21 protein-coding genes are annotated in these 26278 nt (G+C 57.0%); 18 read left to right on the top strand and 3 right to left on the bottom strand.

Annotated features, from left to right (window positions below; translation table 11 throughout):
• The first annotated feature begins 223 nt into the window (after positions 1-223).
• From ACK9YZ_RS23285 to ACK9YZ_RS23210, 16 genes are read left to right on the top strand one after another with little or no spacing between them, the layout of a single operon-like run.
• The gene (locus ACK9YZ_RS23285; RefSeq protein ID WP_416067746.1) at positions 224-1219 is read left to right on the top strand and encodes a GDP-L-fucose synthase family protein; all 996 of its coding nucleotides are present in this window, start codon (positions 224-226) and stop codon (positions 1217-1219) included.
• Complete coding sequence (gene gmd / locus ACK9YZ_RS23280; RefSeq protein ID WP_416067745.1) at positions 1220-2338, top strand: GDP-mannose 4,6-dehydratase; 1119 nt, start codon at positions 1220-1222, stop codon at positions 2336-2338. It abuts the gene before it with no gap.
• Between the two features lie 31 nt (positions 2339-2369).
• A complete protein-coding gene (locus tag ACK9YZ_RS23275; RefSeq protein ID WP_416067744.1) occupies positions 2370-3434 on the top strand; it encodes a Gfo/Idh/MocA family protein in 1065 nt (354 codons plus the stop codon).
• On the top strand, positions 3434-3922 hold the full coding sequence (locus tag ACK9YZ_RS23270) for an acyltransferase (protein WP_416068485.1): 489 nt from the start codon (positions 3434-3436) through the stop codon (positions 3920-3922). Before ACK9YZ_RS23275 ends, ACK9YZ_RS23270 begins: the two co-directional genes overlap by 1 nt.
• Positions 3923-3969: 47 nt before the next feature.
• The gene (locus ACK9YZ_RS23265) at positions 3970-5073 is read left to right on the top strand and encodes a DegT/DnrJ/EryC1/StrS family aminotransferase (RefSeq protein ID WP_416067743.1); all 1104 of its coding nucleotides are present in this window, start codon (positions 3970-3972) and stop codon (positions 5071-5073) included.
• Positions 5070-6668, top strand: a complete 1599-nt coding sequence (locus ACK9YZ_RS23260; protein ID WP_416067742.1) for a lipopolysaccharide biosynthesis protein — start codon at positions 5070-5072, stop codon at positions 6666-6668. The genes ACK9YZ_RS23265 and ACK9YZ_RS23260 overlap by 4 nt, the downstream gene beginning before the upstream one ends.
• Entirely contained in the window at positions 6669-7280 is a 612-nt protein-coding gene (hisH, locus tag ACK9YZ_RS23255; RefSeq protein WP_416067741.1) for an imidazole glycerol phosphate synthase subunit HisH, read from the top strand. It abuts the gene before it with no gap.
• Positions 7280-8038 carry a HisA/HisF-related TIM barrel protein gene (locus ACK9YZ_RS23250; protein ID WP_416067740.1) on the top strand — a complete coding sequence of 253 codons (759 nt, stop codon included), beginning with the start codon at positions 7280-7282 and terminating at the stop codon, positions 8036-8038. Before hisH ends, ACK9YZ_RS23250 begins: the two co-directional genes overlap by 1 nt.
• Positions 8031-9194 (top strand): N-acetyl sugar amidotransferase, encoded by a 1164-nt coding sequence (locus ACK9YZ_RS23245; RefSeq protein WP_416067739.1) that lies wholly within the window; start codon positions 8031-8033, stop codon positions 9192-9194. Before ACK9YZ_RS23250 ends, ACK9YZ_RS23245 begins: the two co-directional genes overlap by 8 nt.
• Positions 9184-10545, top strand: coding sequence for an oligosaccharide repeat unit polymerase (locus tag ACK9YZ_RS23240; RefSeq protein ID WP_416067738.1), 1362 nt, complete (start codon positions 9184-9186; stop codon positions 10543-10545). Before ACK9YZ_RS23245 ends, ACK9YZ_RS23240 begins: the two co-directional genes overlap by 11 nt.
• Positions 10546-10550: 5 nt before the next feature.
• Positions 10551-11642, top strand: coding sequence for a glycosyltransferase (locus ACK9YZ_RS23235; RefSeq protein ID WP_416067737.1), 1092 nt, complete (start codon positions 10551-10553; stop codon positions 11640-11642).
• Positions 11639-12226, top strand: a complete 588-nt coding sequence (locus ACK9YZ_RS23230) for an acyltransferase (RefSeq protein ID WP_416067736.1) — start codon at positions 11639-11641, stop codon at positions 12224-12226. Before ACK9YZ_RS23235 ends, ACK9YZ_RS23230 begins: the two co-directional genes overlap by 4 nt.
• A 2-nt stretch (positions 12227-12228) precedes the next feature.
• The gene (locus ACK9YZ_RS23225) at positions 12229-13083 is read left to right on the top strand and encodes a methyltransferase domain-containing protein (protein ID WP_416067735.1); all 855 of its coding nucleotides are present in this window, start codon (positions 12229-12231) and stop codon (positions 13081-13083) included.
• Between the two features lie 6 nt (positions 13084-13089).
• Positions 13090-14040 carry an NAD-dependent epimerase/dehydratase family protein gene (locus ACK9YZ_RS23220; RefSeq protein ID WP_416067734.1) on the top strand — a complete coding sequence of 317 codons (951 nt, stop codon included), beginning with the start codon at positions 13090-13092 and terminating at the stop codon, positions 14038-14040.
• Positions 14037-15209, top strand: coding sequence for a glycosyltransferase family 4 protein (locus ACK9YZ_RS23215; RefSeq protein ID WP_416067733.1), 1173 nt, complete (start codon positions 14037-14039; stop codon positions 15207-15209). The genes ACK9YZ_RS23220 and ACK9YZ_RS23215 overlap by 4 nt, the downstream gene beginning before the upstream one ends.
• A 57-nt stretch (positions 15210-15266) precedes the next feature.
• On the top strand, positions 15267-16061 hold the full coding sequence (locus tag ACK9YZ_RS23210; RefSeq protein ID WP_416067732.1) for a glycosyltransferase family 2 protein: 795 nt from the start codon (positions 15267-15269) through the stop codon (positions 16059-16061).
• 54 nt (positions 16062-16115) lie between these two features.
• On the opposite strand, the gene ACK9YZ_RS23205 is transcribed toward ACK9YZ_RS23210, so the two are convergent.
• The 3 genes from ACK9YZ_RS23205 to msrA all read right to left on the bottom strand — a co-directional run bounded on the left by ACK9YZ_RS23205 (position 16116) and on the right by msrA (position 18517).
• Positions 16116-16922 (bottom strand): Wzz/FepE/Etk N-terminal domain-containing protein, encoded by an 807-nt coding sequence (locus tag ACK9YZ_RS23205; RefSeq protein WP_416067731.1) that lies wholly within the window; start codon positions 16920-16922, stop codon positions 16116-16118.
• A 218-nt stretch (positions 16923-17140) separates the two neighbouring features.
• Positions 17141-17581 carry a response regulator gene (locus ACK9YZ_RS23200; RefSeq protein ID WP_416067730.1) on the bottom strand — a complete coding sequence of 147 codons (441 nt, stop codon included), beginning with the start codon at positions 17579-17581 and terminating at the stop codon, positions 17141-17143.
• A 225-nt stretch (positions 17582-17806) separates the two neighbouring features.
• Complete coding sequence (gene msrA, locus ACK9YZ_RS23195) at positions 17807-18517, bottom strand: peptide-methionine (S)-S-oxide reductase MsrA (protein WP_416067729.1); 711 nt, start codon at positions 18515-18517, stop codon at positions 17807-17809.
• A gap of 202 nt (positions 18518-18719) precedes the next feature.
• Here msrA and ACK9YZ_RS23190 point away from each other — a divergent pair, with 202 nt between their 5' ends.
• The gene (locus ACK9YZ_RS23190) at positions 18720-24200 is read left to right on the top strand and encodes an MG2 domain-containing protein (RefSeq protein ID WP_416067728.1); all 5481 of its coding nucleotides are present in this window, start codon (positions 18720-18722) and stop codon (positions 24198-24200) included.
• Positions 24197-26278, top strand: coding sequence for a penicillin-binding protein 1C (gene pbpC, locus ACK9YZ_RS23185; RefSeq protein ID WP_416067727.1), 2082 nt, complete (start codon positions 24197-24199; stop codon positions 26276-26278). Before ACK9YZ_RS23190 ends, pbpC begins: the two co-directional genes overlap by 4 nt.

The raw sequence follows: 26278 nt of genomic DNA, 5'->3' as shown, positions 1-26278 counted from the left end.
TCATGTCGAAGGTCGGGAATTGGAAATCCACGAATTGCTCGAACTACCGAAGGCGGCCATCTTTGCGCAGCCCAGCTTCAAATTATGAACCTTAAGATGCAAGCGGCCGACCGATTGACATTTCGGACCGGAACAATCAAGGAAAGCGACATTGGCTGCACGCCTAAGATCGACGCTGTCGTAGTTGCAAATTTGGTAGGCGTAACGCCTCGATGACCAATAGATGGATGGGCACACGATGATCCGGCCTCCCAGGATATTTGTTGCAGGACACAGAGGAATGGTCGGCTCGGCTATCGTACGGCGACTATCGGCTGCGGGCCATCCGGCCGATCAGATCGTCACGGCGAGTCACCAAGAACTCGATCTCATCGAGCAGGCCGACGTTCGACGTTTTTTTGAGCAAGAACGGCCCGATGAGGTCTACCTTGCCGCCGCAAAGGTCGGCGGCATTTATGCGAACGACGCCTATCCGGCTGACTTTATATACGACAACTTAATGATGGAACTTAATATCGTCGACGCAGCATTTAGAACCGGCGTTAAAAAGCTGTTGTTCCTTGGCTCGAGTTGTATTTATCCAAAGCTTGCCGATCAGCCAATCAAAGAAAGCGCACTTCTAACGGGGTCCCTAGAGCCGACCAACGAGCCCTATGCCATTGCTAAGATCGCCGGTATCAAATTGTGCGAGAGCTACAACCGGCAATATTGCGACAGCCACGGGGTCGATTACCGAGCAGTCATGCCGAGCAACCTCTATGGTGTCGGCGACTCCTATCACCCTCAGAATTCTCACGTTATCCCCGCGCTCATAAGACGCTTCCACGAGGCGAAGGTGGGCGGAGCTTCAACTGTAACGCTCTGGGGTAGCGGTACGCCTTTGCGAGAGTTTCTGTACGTCGACGATATGGCGGCCGCGAGCGTTCACATCATGAATCTGCCTCATGAAGACTATAAGAGGCTGATGCCGGAGGGGCAGTCCCATATCAATGTCGGGTATGGAAGCGATGTCACCATCCTTGAAGTTGCGATCATCATCAGCAAGATCGTTGGCTTCAACGGCAGTATCGACTTCGATACAACCAAACCGGACGGTACCCCCCGAAAATTGATGGACAGCGAAGTCGCAAGAAACCTCGGCTGGTCGCCAATCGTTGACCTGCAGCAAGGCCTCAAGCTGGCCTACGAAGATTTCTTATCCCGAGAGAAAGTCGCATAAATGAGCAAAGTCGCACTAATAACCGGCATAACCGGGCAGGACGGTTCTTATCTTGCGGAACTCCTTCTTTCGAAGGGATATGAGGTTCACGGGATCAAGCGGCGCATGAGTTCGTTCAATACGCAGCGTATTGATCACATCTACGAGGATCCGCACAGCGAGAACATGCGGTTCAAGCTGCATTATGGCGATCTGACGGATACCAGCAACCTGATACGCATCATTCAGGACACCCAGCCCGACGAGATTTACAATCTTGGCGCCCAGAGCCATGTGGCCGTCAGCTTCGAAAGCCCTGAATATACAGGCGATACCGACGCCCTGGGCACATTGCGGCTTCTGGAAGCCATTAGGATCCTGGGCCTCGAAAAAAAGACGCGTTTCTATCAGGCCAGCACCAGCGAACTTTATGGGTTGGTCCAGGAGACGCCGCAGAAAGAGACAACCCCCTTCTATCCCCGCAGTCCTTATGCAGTCGCAAAGCTATACGCTTACTGGATAACCGTGAATTACCGCGAATCCTATGGGATGTATGCGTGCAACGGCATCTTGTTCAATCACGAGAGCCCTCGCCGTGGCGAGACATTCGTGACGAGGAAGGTTACACGCGGAATGGCGAATATTGCACAGGGGCTCGAAAAGTGCCTTTACATGGGCAATCTTGATGCATTGCGGGATTGGGGACATGCCAAAGATTATGTCCGCATGCAGTGGATGATGCTTCAACAGGATAATCCACAGGATTTTGTCATCGCCACCGGAAAGCAATATAGCGTGCGCCAATTCATCGAATGGGCAGCGGAGGATCTGGGCATTAAACTCCGCTTTGAGGGAAGCGGATTGGCGGAGCAAGGCATTGTGGAATCCGTCTCCGGAGATAAAGCGCCGGCGCTTAAGCCAGGCGATATCATCCTCAGGATCGATCCGCGATACTTCCGCCCGGCGGAGGTCGAGACCCTGCTTGGTGATCCCAGCAAGGCCCGCGAGTTGTTGGGATGGGTTCCGGAGATTTCGGCAAGAGAAATGTGCATTGAAATGGTCTCGCACGATCTCGTGGAAGCCAAACGACACGCTCTGCTCAAGCGCCATGGGTTTGACGTAAGGGTCAGCACCGAATAACAACTGACCGAAAATCACCAGGGAAGAGATCGTGATAAATTTCGCTATAGTTGGTTGCGGGCGCATCGCAAAAAGACATTCGGAGCTGCTTGGCCTTGAGCAGATCGAAGGCGCAAGATTGGCAGCGGTTTGCGATGTTGTTCTCGAAAAGGCAAAGGAATTCGGCGAACGTTTCGGCGTGCCTTATTACCAGTCGTTTGACGAGATGATGCAAAACGAGCGGATTGACGTCGTCTCGGTGTTAACGCCGAGCGGCATGCATGCAGAGCACGTAATCGCATTGGCCAAGTACAAGCGCCATATCGTCGTCGAGAAGCCGATGGCACTGACGCTCACGGATGCGGAGGCCATGATTAACGCGTGTGATGACAATGGCGTACATCTGTTCGTCGTTAAGCAGAACCGTTTCAACGTTCCCGTCGTCAAGGCACGCGAGGCATTGGATAGCGGCCGTTTCGGTAAACTCGTCCTTGGCACCGTCCGGGTCCGCTGGTGCCGCGACCAGAGTTACTACGATCAGGACAGCTGGCGCGGGACCTGGGCGTATGACGGAGGCGTTCTTGCCAACCAGGCAAGCCATCACATCGATATGTTGACCTGGTTTATGGGCGAAGTGGAGAGCGTACATGCACGCGCCACCACAGCGCTTGTCAACATCGAAGCCGAGGATACGGCCGTTGCCACGCTGAAATTCCGCAATGGTGCACTGGGGATTATCGAAGCGACCTCCGCGACACGGCCCAAAGATATCGAGGGCTCGATCTCGATCCTTGGCGCCGGAGGGTCAGTGGAAATCGCAGGTTTTGCGGTCAACAAGATCAGGACCTGGCAATTCGGCGACAATCATGTGGCCGATGCCGAGGTTATGGAAAAGTATTCAGTCAATCCGCCGAATGTCTATGGTTTCGGCCATCAGGCATATTATGAGCATGTCGTTGATTGCCTGACGAATAACACCAAGGCTCTTGTCGACGGTCACGAAGGCCGTCAGAGCCTGGAGCTCATCATGGCGCTCTATGAATCGATTGCATCCCAACAGGAAGTCAGCCTCCCCCTGGAGGTCAAGCATTCCAAATTAGGAAGCCGATCCTCGTGATGGGTCGTTCGCCAACACTCTGGAAGGCGCAGGTCCGGGACGTAACCTGCGGCGATCGCGTGAAGATCGTGGAACCCGCCAATGTCTATGAATGTACCCTGTCGGATGATTGTTTCGTGGGGCCTTTCGTCGAGATCCAGAAGGGTGTCCTGATCGGTGCTCGGACCAAGGTACAGTCACATAGCTTCATTTGTGAGCTCGTTGAGATCGGTGAAGATTGCTTCATCGGCCATGGCGTGATGTTCATCAACGATCTGTTTTCCAACGGCGGACCGGCAAGAGGAAACCGGACACTCTGGAAGGAGACACGCATCGGAAATCGAGTGTCCATCGGATCGAATGCCACAATCCTGCCGGTAAACATTTGTGACGATGTGGTCATCGGCGCCGGAGCGGTCGTGACCCGTGATATCGAAGTCTCGGGCATCTACGCAGGCAATCCAGCGCGGTTCATACGCAACGCGGGCTCGGCGTCTATCGAGAATTGAACTAGAGCGGACGCATCAACATCAATCGACATATCGAGAGCGACATCATGAAAGTCCCCTTCGCCGATCTTCACCTGCAATATCTGTCGATAAAGGACGAGATCGATGCTGCTATTGCTGCGGTCATCAAATCCTCGGCCTTCATCCGAGGTCCCTTCGTTCAGAAGTTCGAGGAAGAATTCGCTGCTGCTGTTGGCGCAGCACATTGCGTTTCATGCGCAAATGGTACGGATTCGCTTTACATCGCCATGCATGCGCTGGGCGTAAAGCCCGGTGACGAAATCATTACAACAGCACATTCCTGGATTTCGACCAGCGAGACGATTGCGCAAGCTGGCGGCAAGGTGGTCTTTTGTGACACGGATGCCACGACTTTCACGATAGACGCCACAAAGCTGGAGGAGAAGATTACCTCGCGCACCGTCGGTATCATTCCTGTCCACCTGTATGGACAGCCCGCTGACATGAGCGCGATCATGGCGATTGCTCGCAAGCATGGCCTCTGGGTTATCGAAGATTGCGCCCAGGCACATCTGGCGCAAGTCGATGGACAAATGATCGGAAGTTTTGGGGATGCGGCTTCCTATTCGTTCTATCCGGGGAAGAACCTAGGCGCGATGGGCGATGCCGGGGCCATCACCTGCAAGGACAAATCGCTCGCCGACAAAATGGCGATGTTTGCCCGACACGGTGGCCTGACCAAGGGTGAGCACTGGATCGAAGGCATCAACAGCCGGCTCGACGGACTGCAGGCGGCTATTCTGTCGGTCAAGCTTCCTCGCCTCGCCGAATGGACCGCAAAGCGGCAAGAGGTTGCGGCACGATATGCCGCAGCCCTCGGCAAAATCGGCGGGCTGGAGCTGCCGGGAACGGCACCCGGCAGGACGCACGTCTACCACCTTTTCGTCGTCAAGCATGAGCGTCGCGACGCCCTCTCCGCTCACCTGAACCAACATGGCGTACAGACAGTCATAAACTATCCCGTCGCGCTGCCCTTTCTCGCTGCCTATGAACATCTGGGCCATCATGCGGAAGACTTTCCTAATGCCTTCCATAATCAATCGCGGATCCTATCGATTCCGATATTCCCCGAGATGACCGAAGATCAGCTCGCTTACGTGGCCGACACCATCAGGGGATTTGCTGCGTGAGCAAGCCGCAATCCGGCGACCGGGGAGAAGCGCGCTCAAGCCTCCTCGGTAACTCCAGCTGGAATCTGGCTGCTTTCGTTTTCACGCTTATTGCGAATTTGGCCACGGTGCCTTTTGTCGTTCGCTGGATCGGACTGCATGATTTCGGCAATGCAGGCATTGTCATTGCAGTCACCGCGCCCCTCACGCTCATCGGCACCGTCCTTGGCCAGGCAACAGTCCGCGAGACATCGACGAGAACAGGACGCGGGGAATATAGCGCCGCATTTCATGTCGCAGCCGTTGCGTTGAAGATCTGTCTGATCGCTTCGGCGATCGGGTGTATAGCCCTGGTGCTGACCGGACCATGGATCATGAGAAGCCTCGTAAACAACGCGGCCCCTGGCTCCCAGAACTTCACGGTTCCATTCTTGATCGCTGCAGCGGGCATTTTCGCCCAGCAGTTTTCACTGGTACTGCAGGCCATTTCCGTGGGGCGACAAAATTTCAAGAATGTTGCCAAGGCTTCCGCCTGGAGTTCTTTTGTCACGGTTTTCGTCACGTTGGGATTTACCTGGTTTATCCCAACGCTGAATGGCTATCTGTCCGGTTTCGCCGGAAGCCTCATCCTGTCTGCGGCAGGATGGCTCCTTGTCACCCGCCATATCCTGCGCCGCGACGAACACGCGGGTCCAAAAGTCGGAGACGAATTAAACGCCCTGCTGCATTTCGGAAAATGGCAAGGGCTATCACAACTTGCAGGTATTTTTGGCAATCAGATGGATAGGTACGTGCTTGCGTCTCTGGCCCCTGCCGCAGTGGTCGGACAATACAATATCTGCAACCGCGTACAGGAGGCCGGCTATATCGCGACAATCCGTGCATGCGAGGTGCTTTTTCCGCGCTTCGGCAGCATGTCCGCCAGTAGCGAGTCCGAACGGTTTGATTTTTTCCTCAGTTCGTCATGGGTCAATGCTGCATTCGGCGCAATCATGTTATCGCCGATCGCAATTCTCTCAAGACCCCTGCTCACGCTTTGGGTCGGGACGGAAACGGCCGAGGCGGCCGGCCATTTGTTACAGGTTCTCATCCTTGGAGGCTTGATAGGCTGCAGCTACAACGTATTTTTCTACTATGCTGCGAGCATGGGGAAAAACGCGATCGTGACGATGGTCTCGCTGGCATATTCTATAATGACAGTCATCTTCTCGATTGTTTTCATAGGATATTTCGGCCCCGTCGCTGCTGGCAGTGGCCTGTTGGCTGCGACCATCATCCGGTTCGGCCTCACGCTCGTTGTGATCCGCCGCCGCTTCTTTGCGGCGTTCAGCGGTGAGCAGATGTTTGCGAGCTTCATTGGCCCGACTGTTGTTGGTTCCGTGCTCTCGCTCGTTTTCTATCAAGTCCAATTCCAGTGGATCGACAACTGGTTCCTGCTCGGTCTCGCCTACATCCTGTTTTCCGGCATTGTCGGAATGGCGATGGCCCTCACCGCCATGTCGTCAAAAACCGGACGTATTATCTTGTCCAAGATTTATAGCTCCGTTAGAAGCACAATCGTAGATCGGTATTTCGGCCGGTTGCATGGCCTGACGAAACATAAGAGAGGGCTTTGAGTGATCACTGTAGTGGACTACGGTGTCGGTAATATTGGTGCGATCATCAATATGGCGGACTATCTGGGGATCGATGCCGAAACCAGCAGTGATCCGGACAAGATCAGGAACGCCTCCAAGCTCATTCTTCCAGGCGTCGGCGCGTTCGACAAAGCCATGCTGACCCTGCAAACCAAGGGACTGATTGACCCGCTCAACGAAGCGGCATTGAAGCGGCAAATTCCCGTTCTTGGCATTTGCCTTGGCATGCAGTTGCTGGCGCGCAGAAGCGACGAAGGTGTTCAGGCCGGCTTGGGCTGGGTCGCGGCGGATGTACTTAGGATCACCTTGCCGCCTGAATCCCCTCTTAAGGTGCCGCATATCGGCTGGCTTGAGGTGAAGCCGGCACGCATAAGCGCCCTTTTCGATTCGGAAGTACATGGCGAACGCTTTTATTTCGATCATGGCTATTATGTGCAATGCGACAACCCTCAGGACGTGGCGGCGACAATCGATTACGGTAGCGAAATCTGCTGCGCCGTGAACTCCGGAAATGTAAGCGGCGTGCAGTTCCACCCCGAGAAGAGCCACCGCTTCGGGATGCGCGTGCTTGAGGCCTTCGGGAAGATTTGATGAGAAAAAGGCTTATCCCTGTTCTGCTGGTCGACGAAAAACATAGGCTCGTCAAAACTGTTGAGTTCGGCGAGCGCACCTATATCGGCGATCCCTTCAATGTCGTGCGGCTTTTCAACGAGAAGGAAGTCGATGAGATATGTATCCTCGATATCGATGCCGCCAGGAAGGGTCGCGGGCCTGATATCGGCTTCATGCGTGAACTGGCAACCGAATGTTTCATGCCGCTGGCTTATGGCGGTGGAATAAGCCGGCTGCAGGAGTGCGAAGACCTTAATCGTTTCGGCGTCGAAAAATTCGTCCTCGGAAGCCGTGCCGGCGACCCGCAGTTGCTGAAGGCGATTGCCGCGGACATGGGAAGTCAGGCGCTTGTTGCATGCGTCGACGTCAAAGGACGAGGTTCTGCGGCAAGATGTGTCCAGCCGAATTCCGATCTGCCGCAGGACCCGGTGGAGTTTTGCCTCCGGCTTCAGGATCTGGGTGTCGGTGAAATCATCCTTCAGTCCGTAACGCTCGACGGAAAACGATCGGGTTATGACCTCGAACTTATAAAGTCCGTGACGAGCAGATTAAGCGTACCCGTCGTCGCACTCGGCGGCGCAGGAAACTATGATCACTTGACCGAAGGATTGCGCGCGGGCGCCTCGGCGGCAGCATCAGGCAGCACCTTCACCTTTGTCGGCCGATTGCGCGCGGTTCTGGTCAACTATCCGGATCCGGAAATGCTTGAAGGAATGGAGCGCGACGCCCATGCGTGAAACGCAACGGATATGTTCCTTCTGCATTATGGACGATTCCAATCCGGCAATTGAGTTCGACGCCAGCGGACAGTGCAATTGCTGCCGCGATGCGCTCACCAGAAAATCGCATGAATGGTGGCCCGGGTCCGAGGGTGATCTCAGAATGCAACGACTTGTCGCCATGCTGAAGCAGGAGGGCAAGAATAAGCCCTACGACGCGATGGTGGGGCTCAGCGGCGGTATCGACAGCGCCTTCCTCGCCCATCTCGCCGGTCGCAAGCATGGCCTTCGCTTGCTTGCTGTCCACATCGATGGCGGCTGGAATTCCGAGCCTGCAGTCCACAACATCGAAAGACTGGTGCGGAAGCTCGACCTCGACCTTCATACCTATGTTGTCGAGTGGCAGGAAATGCGCGATCTTCAGGTCTCGTTCCTGAAAGCATCGGTACTCAATCAGGATATTCCGCAGGATCACGCGTTTTTTTCGACCCTATACAGGACCGCGGCAAAGTTCGATATTCGGCACTTTCTAAGCGGCGTCAACTTCGCGTCCGAATCCGTCGTTCCTCCCGGTTTCGGCTACCCTTCCATCGACGGGACACATGCCCGCGCCATTCAACGTCGCTTCGGCTCCATGACGCTCGCCACCTATCCCTTTATGAGCTTTCCGGAATATATCTGGATGACGCGGGTACGGAAGCAACTGACAATTCATCGCCCGCTAAACTATTTCGATTACGACAAGGAGAAGGCACAGGAAGAGTTACGCCGGGAATACGGCTGGCGCGACTACGGCAGCAAGCACAGCGAGTCTCGTTTCACGAAGTTTTATCAGGACATATATCTGCCGGCGAAGTTCCACTTCGATAAGAGAAGGCTGCATCTGTCGAGCCTGATCGTAGCGGGACAGTTGACACGCGATGACGCCCTGGCAGAGATTTCAAAGCCGATCATACTTGAAAGAGACGCGCGCAGGGAAACCAGGTTCGTCGCCAAAAAGCTGGGATTGACCGAACAACAACTCCAGTCCTACATCCTGGCGCCGCCTGTTCCTCATACCGATTATCCCAACGGTATGATGCTGCACAAGGTACTCATGCAGTCGCGTCGCTTGGTTCGAAAACTGGTGCCAACCCGTCGTCACGTGACCGCAAAGTCAGCAAATGTGGACTAGCCTGGTCTTCTCGATCGCGGTCCTTCTGGCGGCGGGGTTCTATATCCGACGCATTGGAGTCAACTTTACCCTCTCCTCGCTGCTGCTTGGATTGATGCTTGTTCTGCATGGTCCACTTTATCTCTATTACACACGCGTCTGGGGACCGAAGACGTTATTTTTCCAAAAGATCCTCTCTGCCGCACCTGGTGGAGAGGTCATTCCCACCCTAGATCTCGCTTTAGCTCTATCGTTTTGTTCCGTATGTATTGGAATAGCTCTCTCCGATAAAGTTTTGGAGATCAGCCGTCAGCAAATGCGCGACGCCATTAGCAATTGGAACCTGCAAGCTGTACGGGTTTCTAAGGGCTTCTCCGAGAGGCTTGAGATTATAGCTACCATCGGCGTGCTGGTTCTCGGATTTTTTATCCTCAGCGAGAACAGCGTTACGCATGTGCTAACCTATTTTCACACAGATGCGAGCGAACTCGAAAAGATAGCGATGCGCCGTGAATTCGGGGGCAGCCGCTTTTATCTATTGAACCTCTTTAACTCCAACCTGTTCCCGTTTCTGGCATTTTGCTGTTTCGCCGCCTTGAGGGAGAGGTCCATCTGGCTCCGACCGTTGGCCTGGGCGTTTATTGCCGTCGTGCTTTTCGAAAAGGCAGCGACGTTGAGCAAGGCACCGCTGGCGATTTTCATCTTGCAATTGATGGTGATCGAATATCTCCGGCGATCACTCCAGATCCGCCTCGCCGCGGCTCTCGGTTTTATCGCCGTTTGTGTTGTGCTGTTCGGAGCGATGACGGCGATCGCCATTCGAGAAGTCAGCGGTGTCGGAGAAACGCTCGATTTCCTCTTCTACCGTGTCTTCATGATCGTCAATGAAAGCCTGTTGGAATATTTCGCAGCAATTCCAAGCGTGCTTCCGCATAGTTGGGGTCGTCAGTTCAGCTGGTTGGCCAATATCCTGCAATCAGAGTCAACTCCGCCCACCTATCTGCTTGTTGGCGCAGTGCATCGCGGAGTGATGGGCTCGACGACAACCGCGATGTTCATTGCCGATGCCTGGGCAGATTTTTCCTGGGCTGGCGTCCTTGCTCTCTCACTTATGGCGGGCTTTTTCGTGAGGTGGCTCGATACCGAGCTGATCGTAAAGCGAGGCAAGACGGCAGCGACCATTTCCGGGCTGGCGCTCGGCCATTCGGGCGTCTTCATCATGCTATCCACCGCATTGCAGACGGCAATGGTCACGGGCGGATTGATCTTGGTTGTACCATTGACCATAGCAATGTCTTGCGCTTTCAAATGGCGCCCGATCAACCGGTATCCAGGCAGTGTCGACAACATGGCCAGCCTGAAGCAGGCATAAACGAAATGCGTATTTTCCAGAACTCAGGCGTATATGCATCCTATTTGCCGCGCCTCAATCGCCTTGCAAACCAGGAAATGGAGTTCCGGAAGCGATTGCAGGTCTTTCTGGACGACTCTTATGGGGCATGTCACATCCTCAAACCTCCAATCGAGTTGGCGCCTGACGTCTTTTTCACAAATGGCGACGATGAAAAGCTTCAGAAATACTGGGCGGCAGAAAATGGCCTCCCAAGCTCGAGCAGCATGGAAGAAATCCTGCTCAATCAGATAGAGCATCACCGAACCGAGATCTTCTACAACATGGATCCGATGCGTTACGGCAGCGAGTTTTTACGAAAACTGCCGGGCAGTGTTCGCAAATCCATCATGTGGAGGGCTGCTCCGTCAGGTAGTGTCGATTTCGGAGCGTATGATCTTATTGTTTGCAACTTTCCACTTATTTTAGAAAGTTACCGCAAGCATGGATGGCATGCGGAGTATTTTGCGCCGGCACATGACCCAGCGATGGATAACTATGCCGCCAACGCCAACCGGCCGATAGATGTTTTATTTGTTGGAGGTTACAGCCGCCACCATCGCAAGCGCGCCGAAATTCTGGAGGCGGTCTCTGAGCTCAGCAAGGAATTTCGCGTTGTATACCACCTCGACCGATCTCGCCTCACCCGCCTCGCTGAAAGCCCGGTAGGCTGGCTCCTGCCTCTGCGTGAGCACAAACGGCCCAACAGCATCCGAGCAGTGTCTCGACGAGCTGTTTTTGGACGCGACCTGTATAGCGCCATCTCACAAGCAAAAATCGTGTTGAACGGCGCCGTCGACATGGCCGGCCCAGACCGGGGTAATATGCGCTGCTGGGAAGCACTTGGTTGTGGTGCAGCCATGGTATCCGACGCAGGAAATTATCCACAGGGCATGATGGATGGCGAAAACATGTTAACTTACGATAGCGCTGAAGCTGCCGTATCGATCATACGCGACCTACTTGATGACAGACGCCAGCTACAGGCAATTGCCGCCAAGGGCCATAACATGATCAGGACGCTCTATAATAAAGATGCTCAGTGGCAGCAGTTCAATCGACTGGTCGAGATCGCATGAAGCTCAACCCATCGGCAATAGCTAATATGCTAGCTGGCATTCTGGTGCGGAACAGAAGTCGGTTCGTTGTGGGGCCGCGGAGCAGAATTCGCTGGCTGGCCTTGCGCTCCATACGAGGTGGTAACACTCAAATTGGTCGAGACTGCATTATAAACTGCATTATCAGTTTCGACGACCCGAACGGGCGCGTTTCGATTGGCGATCGATGTTACGTGGGATCAAGCCATCTGGTTTGCCATTCAGGCATCGAAATCGGAAATGATGTCATCATCTCCTGGGGCGTGACGATCGTAGACCACGACTCTCATTCGCTGGATTGGGACCTGCGAAAAAACGATGTTCGAGACTGGGGTATAGGTCGGAAGGACTGGTCCGGAGTCGCAATTAGGCCGGTTGTGATCGAAGATAAAGTGTGGATCGGCTTTGGCGTCAGTATCTTGAAGGGCGTGACAGTCGGCGAAGGTGCGGTTATTGGTGCGCAGGCCGTCGTAACGCGCGATGTAGCACCCTACACGGTTGTTGCAGGTAACCCGGCTCGGATCATTCGCCACATAACGCCGGCGGCGGCCTTAACTCAGGATTGACGATGACATCGCAGCATCTGGATACGTGGGAGCAGGCTGTACAATGGCTCCGGGAACAACCCGACCAGCAGAAGCTTGTTATCGATGCCTATTACGACGACCCTCTTTCGAAAGCAGCCGAACGCTACTGGCGGAGCGACGAGTGGAAAGCTATCCGCAAATTTCTCCCTGATCGGCGAGGCAGCGCCGTCGATATCGGCGCAGGGCGAGGAATCGCGAGCTATGCTCTGGCCAAGGAAGGCTTCGATGTAACTGCCCTTGAACCCGACAAAAGCGACCTCGTAGGTTCCGGAGCGATCAAACATCTCGCGGAGGAAACAAAGCTGCCGATCCAAGTGGTGGAAGAGTTCTCTGAAAAATTACCGTTTCCCGATCAGACGTTTGATGTCGTCTTTGCAAGAGCCGTCTTACACCACACATCGGATTTGGCAGCTGCGTGCCGGGAGTTCTTTCGTGTCCTGAAGCCCGGCGGCCGTCTGATCGCCGTCAGAGAACACGTTATTTCTTCGAAAAGCGATCTTCCGGTATTTCTGGACCAGCATCCTCTTCATAAGTTGTATGGTGGAGAGAACGCTTTCCTTCTGGCGGACTACGAAAAGGCTATTGTTTCCGCCGGGTTTGGTATGGACAAAGTCTTGGCACCTCTCGAAAGCGAAATAAATTTCGCTCCGTACACCAGGAATGAACTAAAAAGAGAACTAGGCGCGCGTATCGGAGCCAAACTGCCACTCTTCGGCAGTGTTGCTTCCGCAATCTTGCGTCTCGACCCGGTGTGGACTGTTCTGTCACGTATTGCACAGGCGTTCGACAACCGACCCGGACGGCTGTACTCCTTCATTGCCACGAGGCCCAGATAGAGAAGAATGGCTCGAATCCTCATCACTGGCGCTCACGGTTTTATCGGCAGATATCTGGCGCGGCATCTCTCGGAAAACGGGCATGTCGTGCTTGGCCTTGGTCATGGTATTTGGCCTCCTCTCCACGCGGAACGGTGGGGGCTGACGCTTTGGCACAATGGAGAAATTGATGGCCTCAATCTTCGGCTGATACAACGACAGTCTGGCACACCGGACGTGGTGTACCATCTTGCTGGTGGCTCTTCTGTTGGTGTCGCGATTGCAAATCCCCGCGAGGATTTTCACCGCACGGTCAATTCGACATCCGAACTCCTTGAGTGGCTGCGACTGGAAGCGCCTGACTGTCGACTGGTGGCTATTTCAAGCGCTGCGGTTTACGGCGCCGATCACGAAGGTCCGATTGCGGAAACAACGGCTACAAACCCGTTTTCTCCCTACGGCCATCACAAAAGTATAATGGAATCTCTATGTCAGTCCTATTGCGATACATATGGATTGAAGGTCGCGATCGCTCGTCTCTTTTCAGTTTATGGACAAGGGCTGCGTAAGCAACTGCTGTGGGACGTGTGTTCTCAACTTGAGAGAAATCCGGATCGCCTCGGTCTCGGCGGTGGCGGTGCTGAACTTCGAGACTGGATCGACGTCGGGGATGTCGTGCGTGCGCTATCGCTGATTGAGGGACAAGCCGACCAATCTCGCAGGGTCATCAATGTCGGTACGGGTACCGGCACAAGCGTTCGTTCCATTGTCGAGATGGTTGTGGACGCATGGTTCGAGAAAGAGGCTTCCCGTCCGGATATCATTTTTTCCGGTGAGGCGAGAAAAGGCGATCCCCAAAGCCTGGTCGCGGATTCGAGCAGACTCAGATCCCTCGGCTTTGAGCCGCGCGGGGATTTGAAGGATAGGCTTTCCGCATATGTCGGCTGGTTCCGGTCCGAGGCTGGCACAGCAAGATGATAAAAATCGGCTTTACCATGATCGGCGGTCGTAACTGGACCGGCGGTTACAATTATTTGCTGAACCTCGTCACGCTTTTAACCCGTTACCGGAAGGACGAGATTTGTCCCGTCATTTTCTTCGGAACCGATGTTGGGGAAGACGAAGTAGCGCCATTTGCGAGCCTGGACGGCGTAACGGTTATCCGCCATCCCTTGTTCAACAGATCTCGAAGCCTTCGGTCGCTAATACTCAGTCTTGCAACCGGTACGGATAGAGGCATCCGGGCGGTGTTCAACAAACACCAGATAGATGTGGTCTTTGAAGTGGCGCAATTTTTTGGCTTCAGGCTCGGCCTACCTGCCATTGCATGGTTTCCGGATTTCCAGCATCGTTATCTGCCACATCTCTTCAGCAGGTTTGGCTACTGGAAACGTGACATCGGATTTCGGCTCCAGATTATGGCTCATCGGTCGATCATGCTGAGCAGCGAAGATTCCAAACGTTCTTGTGAACACTTCTATCCCACAGCTCGAGGTCGTACGCATGTCGTTCGCTTTGCCGTGCCGCCAAAAGGCAAGATTGACTATAGCGTGGCGCGGGCAATTGCCGACAAGTACCGGCTACCGGAGCACTACGTCTTCCTGCCCAATCAATTCTGGAAGCATAAGAACCATCTTCTCGTACTTGAGGCGCTGAAAATCCTTCGCGAGCGGGGCCTCGAACTAACAATCGCGGCCAGCGGCAATCAATCCGATCCACGCGATCCGACATATTTTCCAAGTGTGAAAGCAGCCATCGCGGAAGCTGGTCTTGACCAGAGTTTTCGCCTGCTCGGACTGATCCCCTATCAAGACCTTGCACCACTCGGCACCGCGAGTATGGGACTGCTAAATCCGTCACTGTTCGAGGGATGGAGCACGACGGTGGAAGAGGCTCTGTCGTGGGGCGTGCCTTTGATCCTATCGGATCTGGATGTGAATAGAGAGCAAGCTGGCGAAGCAGCAACCTATTTCAACCGATACGACGCACATTCACTCGCAGATACCTTGGCTTCTGTTCGCCCGCGTACGGCTTCAACGATCGCAACCAGCGGGGATCTGGCACAGGCCATGTCCAACGAACGAGTTCTGCGCTTCGTTTCTGACTTCACCTCGCTTGTTCGCCGCGCCCGCAGTCAAGTGCTATAACAGAGCAACGACCGGGGTACGTACGTGTCATGTTCGGTCGACCACCAGAGAGAATTAATGAGTGAGCCGAAGATTTCTGTCATTACTGTCGTCTTCAACAATGAAGACACAATTGCCGATACCATCGAGTCTGTTGCCGCCCAGGATTACGCCAATCTGGAATATATCGTTATAGACGGCCTCTCGAAGGACCGGACGCTTGATAGGATCAAAGAACGCAAGGAGATCATCAGCAAACTGATCTCGGAAAAGGACGCCGGCATCTATGATGCGATGAATAAAGGTATCGCATTGGCGACAGGCGATATCATCGGCTTTATCAACGGAGACGATTTCTACCTGCCGGGCACGTTGGCCAAGGTGGCCGAGACATTTAAAGACGATCCCCAGCTTGAAGCATGTTACGGTGACCTCTGCTACGTCAAACAAGACGATCCCGGGACTGTCGTCCGCCACTGGCGTTCGTCACCTTTCGTGCCAACCGCCTTCGAAAAAGGATGGGCTCCTCCTCATCCGACTTTTTTCGTACGCCGCAATGTTTATGAGCGATTTGGCTCATTCGATCTCGGTTACCGTATCGCCGCCGATGTCGAGTTGATGATGCGGTTCCTGGAGCATCACCGAATTCGTGTCCGGTACATACCTGGGGTGATGGTCAAGATGCGTATGGGAGGCACAACCAACCGCAACCTTGCAAATATCGTGAACCAAAATAGGGAAATTCTTCGTGCGCTTCGCAGCCACGGCCTGAACGCACGTCTATTTCAGTTTATAAGCGGAAAGTTTCTTTCACGTGGTCTGCAGTTCGCTCGTGGGAAGTTCCACGTTTCAACGGCGCCAAGGGTCAAATAGCTCAACGAACAAAGTGCTGCGCTCGATTGGTTCAGGGTTAGCAATGATTCGAGCTTAATTTGTGCGTCGGAAGCTGTACCATGTCTTTGCAATTGCTGCGAAGACACCAACCGCAAAACCGCCGATCAACCCGACGAGAAGTCGCTTCAGGCTATTTGACGACACAGGCGACGGCGATGCATAGACTGGTGATAAAAGCTTCGCAGGTTCATTTAGCTGCAGCCGCGAGTTTAGGGTCATAATTTTCTCGCGAAGAAAATTGGAATCATCCCGCGTGGCCAAATAGATCGCTTTCTGCCAGTCCGATCCCTGGGAGGACTCGATCAGTTTCAAATTGTCTGCGAGTTGATTTTCGCTGGCAGCAATTTCTGCCTTGATGCCGTCATCGCTCTGCGAGGCCAAGAGCGACTGCTGCTCTTGAATTAGCTGCACAACGGACGTTACACATCGCTCCGCGAATTCCGACGTAGATGCGCTGAAAGATATCGAGATCACATCATCAGGCGTTGTGGGGGCAACGATTCTCACGCTTCGCGCCAATTGCTCGCGTGTGGCAGTACCTCCTTCAGAACAGCTGGGAGCGAGCTTCAAGTCGAAAGCAGCCGGCGAACGCATCCGAAACAGAAAGCGATCCCGCGGCTCCAACGGAGCTATCAATACGGTTCCATCAGGCCCAGGCCTGCCGATTTTCGCAAGAACGAGTTGTGCGGATGCTTCGAAAACCGCCGGCGCCTTGGTTGTAAGAACACTTGCCACGGCGAGACCGATAACCGTGCATGCACCGATCACGAGAGCATTTTTCTTGAGGAAGGAAGCCAAAACGAAGAGATTTATTTCTTCATCGAACCGCTTCTCGGACATGATCGCTCCCGACGTTCACAAACCGACACCCGAACGCTGTGCCACTCGTTCGCAGCTTGTCATCATCAACCGCTTCAAGCCTATCCTCGCCCTTAAGTCAATGTTCAAAACATCTCGTCGCGACATCGGTGGAGCCCGCCCTGAACATCGCGCACAACGAGAATTCAAGATCAGACCGTAAAGGCGGAACTGTCGCTCCTAAGTCAGTTCAGGCAGAACTAAGCAAACACCACCATCTGCGGCGGCACCACCGCCAAGATGCCGGCGCGGCGAGCCGCCACGTATTTTAGGAGCTGGTCGACAACCTGAGGCATGACAGGTTTTGCCACCACGCCGAGCGCGCCGCGCACGCCATCCGCCACGACTTCCGGATTAGCGGTCATGAAGACGACGGAAATGCCATGGTCTTCTGCGAGCTGACGGCCGATCTCAGGGCCGGTCGCGCCATCTGAGAGATTGACATCGACGAAGGCAATGTCGGCGAGCGGTGCGAGCCTGAAGGCCCCCTCGCGATCCGATGCGAGGCCTGCGACATGCACGCCCATCTCCTCGATCGTCATTTCGAGATCAAGGGCGATCAAGAGTTCGTCTTCGACAATCAGCACTCGCTGTTCCATGAGATGTTCCCGTTGCCAGCTACGCATGACATTCGTGGCCATGACAGATCCCCTTTACGCTTTACATTAGGAGACGCCGCTTCGTTGAAGACAGACAGCTTCGACGAGGCTCGCAGCTTGAACGGGCGATGCGACGATATGTTCCGGCTTGAAACGCAGTATTTCTCAATTAACATTTTGTTAATATTGATAAATTCTTAAAATTCTGTCAGGTCGTAAAAAGGCGACTACTTTAACCGCCTTCTGAAATTTGTTTTTGGAGGCTGCTCAGCCCTTGGCCTTCAGCACCAGAACCGGATCCTTGCGGTAGTCAGCCGGGAAGATTTGCTTCAGGTTTTCGATCTTCGGCAGGTCGTTATAGACGATATAGGGATAAGTCGGGTTCAGCGTCAGGAAATCCTGGTGATACTGCTCGGCCGGGTAGAAACCGGTATAGTCGGTAACCTTGGTGACGATCGGCTGTTTGAAGACATGCGCCTTTTCGAGCTGGGCGATGTAAGCCTCAGCGACCTTGCGCTGTTGCGGGTCGGAGATGAACAGCGCCGAGCGATATTGGGTGCCCTGGTCCGGTCCCTGGAAATTGAGCTGCGTCGGGTTGTGGGCGACGGAGAAGAAGACCTGCAGGAGCTTGCCGTAGCTGACCTCTCTCGGATCGAAGGTCACCTTAACGGATTCGGCATGGCCCGTCGTGCCGATGCTGACCGTTTCGTACTGGGCGGTTGCGGCTTCGCCGCCGGCATAACCTGAAACGGCACTTTTGACACCCTTCACATGCTGGAAGACGCCCTGGACGCCCCAGAAGCAGCCGCCGGCGAAGACGGCAGTCTCCGTGCCGGACCTGCCCGCCTCGTCGACCGCAGGGGCTGGAATAACGACCGCATCTTCCGCCGCTTGGCTGGCGATGGAACCGAGGCCGATCGATAGGGCTGCGGTTGCGAAAAGCGCGACAAGGAACTTGCCTGATGTGGATATGGGCATGGGGCTACCTCCGGGAACTAGATTGCCAAATCCTTGCCGAACGACGAAAAAGCCGCAAATCACAAGCTGTTCACTCACGCCGATGTGACGATTACGCGAAAGCGAATGTGCGAAACCGGAACAGGCGGCAAGGTGAGTTGACAATTCCCTGAGGAGTGGGGACAGTGCCGCCCGGTTCAGAGCCAGCACCCGGGGGGATCCAATGTCTGCGCGCTCGTTCTTCGCCTTTTCCGTCCTTGCCGTATCCATGATTTTTGCAGGGCCGCCGGCTTTTGCCGCCGACGCCAAGCGCGATATCGTCACCGTCAAGGACGCGGATTATTTCGGCTTCGACCTGCGCACCGAGCAGAACATTTCGCTCGATCAGTGCAAGGCGGCCTGCATCGGCGACAAGAGCTGCAAGGCCTTCACCTATAATCCCAAGGTGAAGTGGTGCTTCCTGAAATCCGATTTCAAGACGATGAACGCCGCCCCCGGCGCGATTGCCGGCCGGATCGTTGAAACGACCGCTGCCGCCACGCCGAAAGAGCCGGATATCGGTGCGGCCCCTCGCCTGCCCTTCCTGTCCGACGATCTGGTCCAGCAGGCCCGCGATTTCCGCAATGATCTGACGCTGACGGACGACCAGCAAGGCCAGGGTGTGGACAGCCTGACCGCTGGCGCGCGCCTCGACTTGACCGGCGGCAATCTTGCCGATGCGCTGAAGGCCTTCCATGGTGCCCTGTCGATTACCCCCGACGACGGCGATCTCTGGATCGAGACGGCGCGTGCCGCCACCTCGCTCGGCGCACCTGACAGCGGCATCTTCGGCCAGGCGGTGATCGATGCGCTGAATGGCTACCAGCTGACACGCACGACCAATAAGCGCGCCGACGCGCTGGCAGTGCTTGCCAAGGCCCTGGAAAAGAATGCCAACTACCGCGATGCGCTGAATACCTATAAGGCGAGCCTGGCGCTCGTCAGCGCCAGGGACGTGCAAGCGGACTACCTGCAGCTCAAGCAGACGCAGGGCTTCCGCATCACCGAACATACAGTCGATGCCGATAGCGCCACACCGCGCGCCTGCGTCACCTTCTCCGAGGCACTGGTCAAGACGGTCGACTATACGCCCTTCGTGACGCTGAACGGGGCTGCACCCAAAGCGCTCGAAGCCAAGGACAAGCAGATCTGCGTCGAGGGCCTGACCCATGGCGAGACCTACAAGATCGGTTTGCGCACCGGCCTGCCCTCCTCGGTCGACGAGGTTCTGGAAGCGCCTGTCACGATCGACGTCTATATCAAGGACCGCAGCCAGGTGGTGCGCTTTACCGGCGATAGCTTCGTGCTGCCGTCGACGGCGCGCCGCGGCGTGCCGATCGTCTCCGTCAATATGGCGTCTGCCAATCTGAAACTCTACCGGATCGGCGATCGCGGCATCGCGCCGCTTCTGACGAGCTCGCAGTTCCTGACGCAGCTTGACGGCTACAGCGCCCAGAACATCCAGGACCAGAGCGGCGAGCTCGTCTGGCAAGGGTCGATCGAGATCGCCAACGAACTCAACAAGGATGTCGTCACCTCCTTCCCGGTCGACGAGGCGCTGCCCGAGCGCAAGCCCGGCATCTATGTGCTCGTCGCCACTCCGCCGACCGGTCCGGTGCAGGACTGGGATTCGCAGGCCACACAATGGTTCCTCGTTTCCGATATCGGCATCTCCACCTATGCCGGCACCGATGGTTTGAACGTCTTTGCCCGCTCACTTGCGTCTGCCAAGCCGATGGCCGGCGTCGAGCTGCAGTTGCTTGCCAAAAACAATGAAGTGCTCGGCTCGGCGACGACCGATCAGAATGGCCGCGCCACCTTCACCGCCGGCCTGATGCGCGGCACCGCCGCACTCACGCCCGCCGTCATCACCGCCAAGAACGGCGCATCCGACTATGTCTTCCTCGACATGACGCGGGCGGGCTTCGATCTCTCCGACCGTGGTGTCACCGGCCGCGCCGCGCCGGGTGCGATCGACGTGCTGCCCTGGACCGAGCGCGGCATCTATCGCGCCGGCGAAATCGTCCATGCGGCAGCCCTTGCCCGCGACACGGACGGCAAGGCGATCGAGAACCTGCCGCTCACCTTCATCTTCTCACGGCCCGACGGTGTGGAAGACCGGCGCATCGTCAGCCAGACGAGCAATCTCGGCGGCTATCAGGTGGACCTGCAGACGCAGGAAAACGCCATGCGCGGCACCTGGACGATGAACGTCTATACCGATCCGAAGGGCTCGGCGATCGCCACCAAGACCTTCCTCGTCGACGATTTCGTGCCAGATCGCACCGACATGGAGATCAAGACCGTGTCCAAGGAAATCGGCACGGATACGGCCGCCACCATCACGATTTCCGGCAAATATCTCTATGGCGCCCCGGCGGCCGGCCTGACGATTGAGGGCGATGTCGTCGTCAAGCCGACGCGCGAAAATGCCGCCTATCCCGGCTATCAATTCGGCCTTGCCGATGAAGAGGCGAGCGAGGATTCGCGCCAGCCGATCGACGGGTTGCCGGAGCTCGACGAGAATGGCGAGGCCTCGACCGATCTGACGATCGGCGAACTGCCGGCAACGACACAACTCCTCAACGCTACCGTCTATCTGCGCATGCAGGAGCCCGGCGGCCGTGCCATCGAGCGCTCGCTGGACATCCCGGTCAAGGCCGATCAGGCCGCAATCGGCATCAAGCCGGAATTCGATGGCGACCTGCCGGAGAATGCGCTCGCAAATTTCACGGTGATCGGCCTCGACACCCAGGGCCAGAAGCAGGAGATGAAGGGCCTGCGCTGGAAATTCTACAAGCTGCGCCGTGACTATCAGTGGTATCGCGAAGGCACTGCCTGGAAATATGAGCCGACCTATACGCCCCAAGAAGTCGCCTCCGGCTCGGTGGATGCGACGGCTGAAGACGGCGGCAAGATCCAGGCACCGGTCGAGTGGGGCCGTTACAGGCTCGAAGTGGAAAGCACCGATCCCGACGGCCCGACCTCCAGCGTCGAATTCGATGCCGGCTGGTTCGTTGCCTCGACCTCGACGGAAACGCCTGATGGCCTGGAGATTGCTCTCGATAAGGATAGCTACAAAGCCGGCGAGACGGCCAAGCTGAAGGTCACGTCGCGTTACGGTGGCGAGTTGATGATCACGGCCGGCACGGAAAACCTGATTGCGGTCCAGAACGCAACGATGGGTCAGACCGGCGGCGAGGTCGATATTCCCGTTACCGCCGACTGGGGTGCCGGCGCCTATGTGACCGCCACCCTCTTCCGGCCGGGCGATTCGCTCGACACCCATATGCCGGCGCGCTCGATCGGCATCAAATGGCTGAAGGTCGATCCGGGTGAGCGCGCGCTGCAGGTCAAGATCGATACGCCTGAGAAGATGCTGCCGCGCGGGCCGCTCGACATCGGCCTGCAGGTTGCCGGCGCTGGTGCGAATGAGGAAGCCTACGTCACGGTTGCCGCCGTCGATGTCGGTATTCTCAATCTCACGCGCTACGAGCCGCCGAACCCGGAAGACTGGTATTTCGGCCAGCGCCAGCTCGGCCTCGAGATCCGCGACCTCTATGGTCGGCTGATCGACGGCTCGCTGGGCGCGACCGGCAAGCTGCGTACCGGCGGCGACGGCGGCGCGATCGCATTGCAGGCAAGTCCGCCAACGCAGAAGCTCGTCGCCTTCTTCTCCGGTCCGGTCAAACTCGATGCCGAAGGCAAGGCGAAGGTCAGCTTCGATATTCCGCAGTTCAACGGAACGGCGCGTGTCATGGCGGTTGCCTGGACGAAGACCGGCGTCGGCCACAGCGCCAGGGACGTCATCATCCGCGACCCTGTCGTCGTCACAGCAAGCCTGCCGAAATTCCTCGCACCTGGGGATAAGGCCAATTTGCGTCTCGACATTGCCAATACCGATGCACCGGCCGGTGACTACAAGCTGACGCTGAGCGGCAACAGCGCGCTCACCATCGACGGGCCAGCCGAACAGATACTGAAGCTTCAAGCCGGCGCCAAGTCCGACCTGACGCTGACGCTTGTCGGCGGCGCGCCGGGCGATGGCAGTGTGGCAATCAACCTGTCGAACGATCAGGGCCTGTCGCTCGATCAGGTAGTCGATGTGCCGGTGCGGCCGTCGTCGCTGCCGGTCACCGAACGGCGCGTCATCGCGCTCAAACCCGGCAAGAGCCTGACCGTCGACAAGAACCTGTTGGCCGACAGCGTGCTTCCGGGCGCTTCGGTCGCCGTCAACGTGACCCGCTCGGCCGCCTTCGACATTCCGGCTCTGCTGATGACGCTCGATCGCTATCCGTTCGGCTGCGCCGAACAGACGACGAGCCGCGCGCTACCGCTGCTCTATCTGGCCGAAGTCGCCAAGCAGGCTGGTATGGATGAGACCGATGACGACATCCACAAGCGCGTGCAGGATGCCATCTACAAACTACTCTCCTATCAGGCCTATGCCGGAAGCTTCGGTCTCTGGGGACCGGATTCCGGCGATCTCTGGCTCGATTCCTACGTCACCGACTTCCTGACGCGGGCACGCGAGCAGAAATACGACGTGCCGGATCGCGCCCTGGTGCAGGCGCTGGAAAACCTCCAGAATTCGCTCTCCTATACGACGGACGTGAAGGGCAAGGGCGACGAAATCGCCTACGCCCTCTACGTGCTCGCCCGCAACAAGAAGGCGGCCGTCAGCGACCTGCGCTATTATGCCGACACGATGATCAACGACTTCCCCACACCGCTTGCCAAGGCGCATATCGCTGCGGCACTGGCGCTCTATGGCGATGCGACCCGCTCGAAGAACATCTTTGTCGATGCCCTGCAGATGTCGAAACAGTCGATGGTGACCCGTGTGAACTTCTCGCGCACCGATTACGGCTCGGTGCTGCGCGATGGCGCAGCGATCCTGGCGCTTGCCGCCGAAAGCCGGCCGGTTCCGCCCGTCATTCCGGAACTTGCCAAGGCGGTCGCTCGGGAATGGGATCGCAGCAAATATACGAGCACCCAGGAACAGGCCTGGATGCTCCTGGCAGCGCGTGCCCTGCAAAACGGCGACGACGATCTGAAGGTCAACGTCAACGGCGCTGAGCGAACCGGCGTCTATATGGCAAAGATGACGGGTGACGCGCTGATCGACCATCCGCTGACATTGACGAGTGCGACGAGCGATACGGTCTCGGCCGTCGTCACGACGGTCGCCTCCCCCGTCAAGCCGCTGCCGGCCGGTGGCAACGGCTTTACCATCGAGCGGAGCTATTACACGCTCGACGGCGAGGAGGCCAATGTCAGCGAGGCACAGCAGAACGAGCGTTATGTCGTCGTGCTGCATGTAACCGAGCAGAACGACTGGGCCTCGCGTATCGTCATCACCGACCTGCTGCCGGCCGGCTTCGAGATCGATAATCCGAGCCTCGTCGACAGCGCCCAGATGACGAATTTCGACTGGGTCGGCGAAATGTCCGCCGCCCATACAGAATTCCGCTACGACCGTTTCGTCGCCGCCTTCACCCGCGATCAGAATTCGGCGCGGGATTTCAACGTCGCCTACGTGGTGCGCGCCGTCACGCCCGGCGTCTACGATCATCCGGCAGCGACGGTCGAGGACATGTATCGTCCAGACATGTCCGCCCGCACGGCGACCGGCAAGATGGAGGTCGTTGTGGCGCAACAATGAGGCGGTGGCAGAAATTTGCGATCGGGACTGCGGCCGGCATTTTCATTGCCGGCGCAGGTCTTCTTGCGCTCGATGCCGCCGACCGGGCCTTTCCGCCGCCACTTAAACAGGCCGAAGCCGTCTCGCCCGAAGTACTTGATGCCGATGGGCAATTGCTGCGCGCTTTTGCAACGCCGGAGGGGCGCTGGCGGCTGAAGACACGCGTTTTTGACGTTGACCCGCAATTCATCCGCATGCTGATTGCTTATGAAGATCAGCGCTTCTACGACCATTCCGGCATCGATGTCTGGGCGCTTGGGCGCGCGGCGCTGCAATTCGTCAGCAACGGCCGCATCGTATCCGGTGCCTCGACGCTCTCCATGCAGGTGGCAAGGCTGATCGAGCCGCGCGAGGGCCGGTCGCTTTCGGCAAAACTCCTGCAGGTCGTGCGCGCCGTGCAGATCGAGCGGCGGCTTTCGAAGGAAGAGATCCTCGATCTCTATCTCACCCATGCGCCCTATGGTGGCAATCTGGAAGGCGTGCGCGCCGCAAGCCTTGCCTATTTCGGCAAGGAGCCGAAGCGGCTGACGGTGGCGGAAGCTGCCCTCTTGGTCGCGCTGCCGCAATTGCCCGAAAGGCGTCGGCCGGACCGAAACCTGAAGGCCGCCGAAGCGGCGCGCAAGCGCGTGCTCGACCGTATTGCCGTGGCCGAAGTGGTGGGCGACGGCGAGGCAGAACGCGCCGAAGGGGTTGCAATCCCAGCCCGCCGGCTGCAGCTTCCAGCCCTTGCCGCCCATGTTGCGGAAGCCGCGCTCCGCAAGGACCCGAAGGTGGTCCAGCATCAGACGACCCTGAAGAAGCAGGTCCAGGCCGGTCTTGAATCCGTCGCGCGCGCCGCGACGCTGAAGCTCGGGCCGAAGCTGTCGCTCGCCATGGTGATGGCGGATGCCGAAACCGGCGACATCGTCGGCGAGGTGGGATCGGCCGATTATTTCGATGCCAGCCGCTCCGGCTGGATCGACATGACGCGTATCAACCGCTCACCCGGCTCGACACTCAAACCCTTCATCTACGGCCTTGCCTTCGAACAGGGGCTCGTCAGCCAGGAAACGATCATCGAGGATCGGCCGGCGGATTTCTTCGGCTACCGGCCGCGCAATTTCGATATGAGCTATCAGGGTGACGTGACCGTGCGCGAGGCCCTGCAGCTCTCCCTCAACGTGCCGGCCGTCAAGCTGCTCGATGCGGTCGGCCCGTCGCGGCTTATGGTACGTTTCCGCCGCGCCGAAGTGCGCCCGGTCCTGCCGCCGAACGAGACGCCGGGCCTGGCGATTGGCCTTGGCGGCGTCGGCATCACGCTGAAGGATCTGGTTCAGCTTTATACGGCTCTTGCCAATCGCGGCCAGCCGGTCAGGATCGGCGATGGCGTGACGAACATGCCCGGCAAGCTCAATGGAGAGCCCTTGCTGGAGCCGGTCGCTGTCTGGAATATCGCCGACATACTCTCGGGCGTCATACCGCCGGCGGGTGCGCCGCAGCGCGGCATCGCCTACAAGACCGGTACGAGCTATGGCTATCGCGATGCCTGGTCGGTCGGTTATGACGGACGCTATGTGCTTGGTGTCTGGGTCGGACGGCCGGACAATAGCGCCGTACCCGGTTTGACGGGTTATGGCACGGCTGCACCCATCCTCTTCGAGGCGCTTGCGAAATCCGGCATCGCCACGACACCGCTGCCGCGCCCGCCGGCAGGCGCCGTGCGCATCGCCCAGACCGATCTGCCGATCAGCCAGCGCCGTTTTGCCGTCAATGCCAACGGGCTGCTGGTCACGTCCGGCCGCGAGCCGTCACCCCAGATCGTCTATCCGCCGGAGGGCGCTCATGTCGATCTTGGAGCAAAGGTAGGTGATCTTTCGCCGCTGATGCTCAAACTGCAGGGCGGCCGCGCGCCTTTCCGCTGGCTTGCCAACGGCAAGCCGCTGCCCGAACTTTCCCGCCGGCGCACGCAAAGCTGGATGCCTGATGGCGGCGGGTATTCCAAGCTGACGGTGATCGATTCCATGGGCCGGGCGGCAAGCGTCGGCGTCTTCGTCGACTGA

Source organism: Rhizobium sp. ZK1 (genome assembly GCF_047782645.1).
Classification (GTDB): domain Bacteria; phylum Pseudomonadota; class Alphaproteobacteria; order Rhizobiales; family Rhizobiaceae; genus Rhizobium.
Note: the sequence above shows the minus strand (reverse complement) of the source record. Positions and strands in the feature narration are given on the sequence as shown.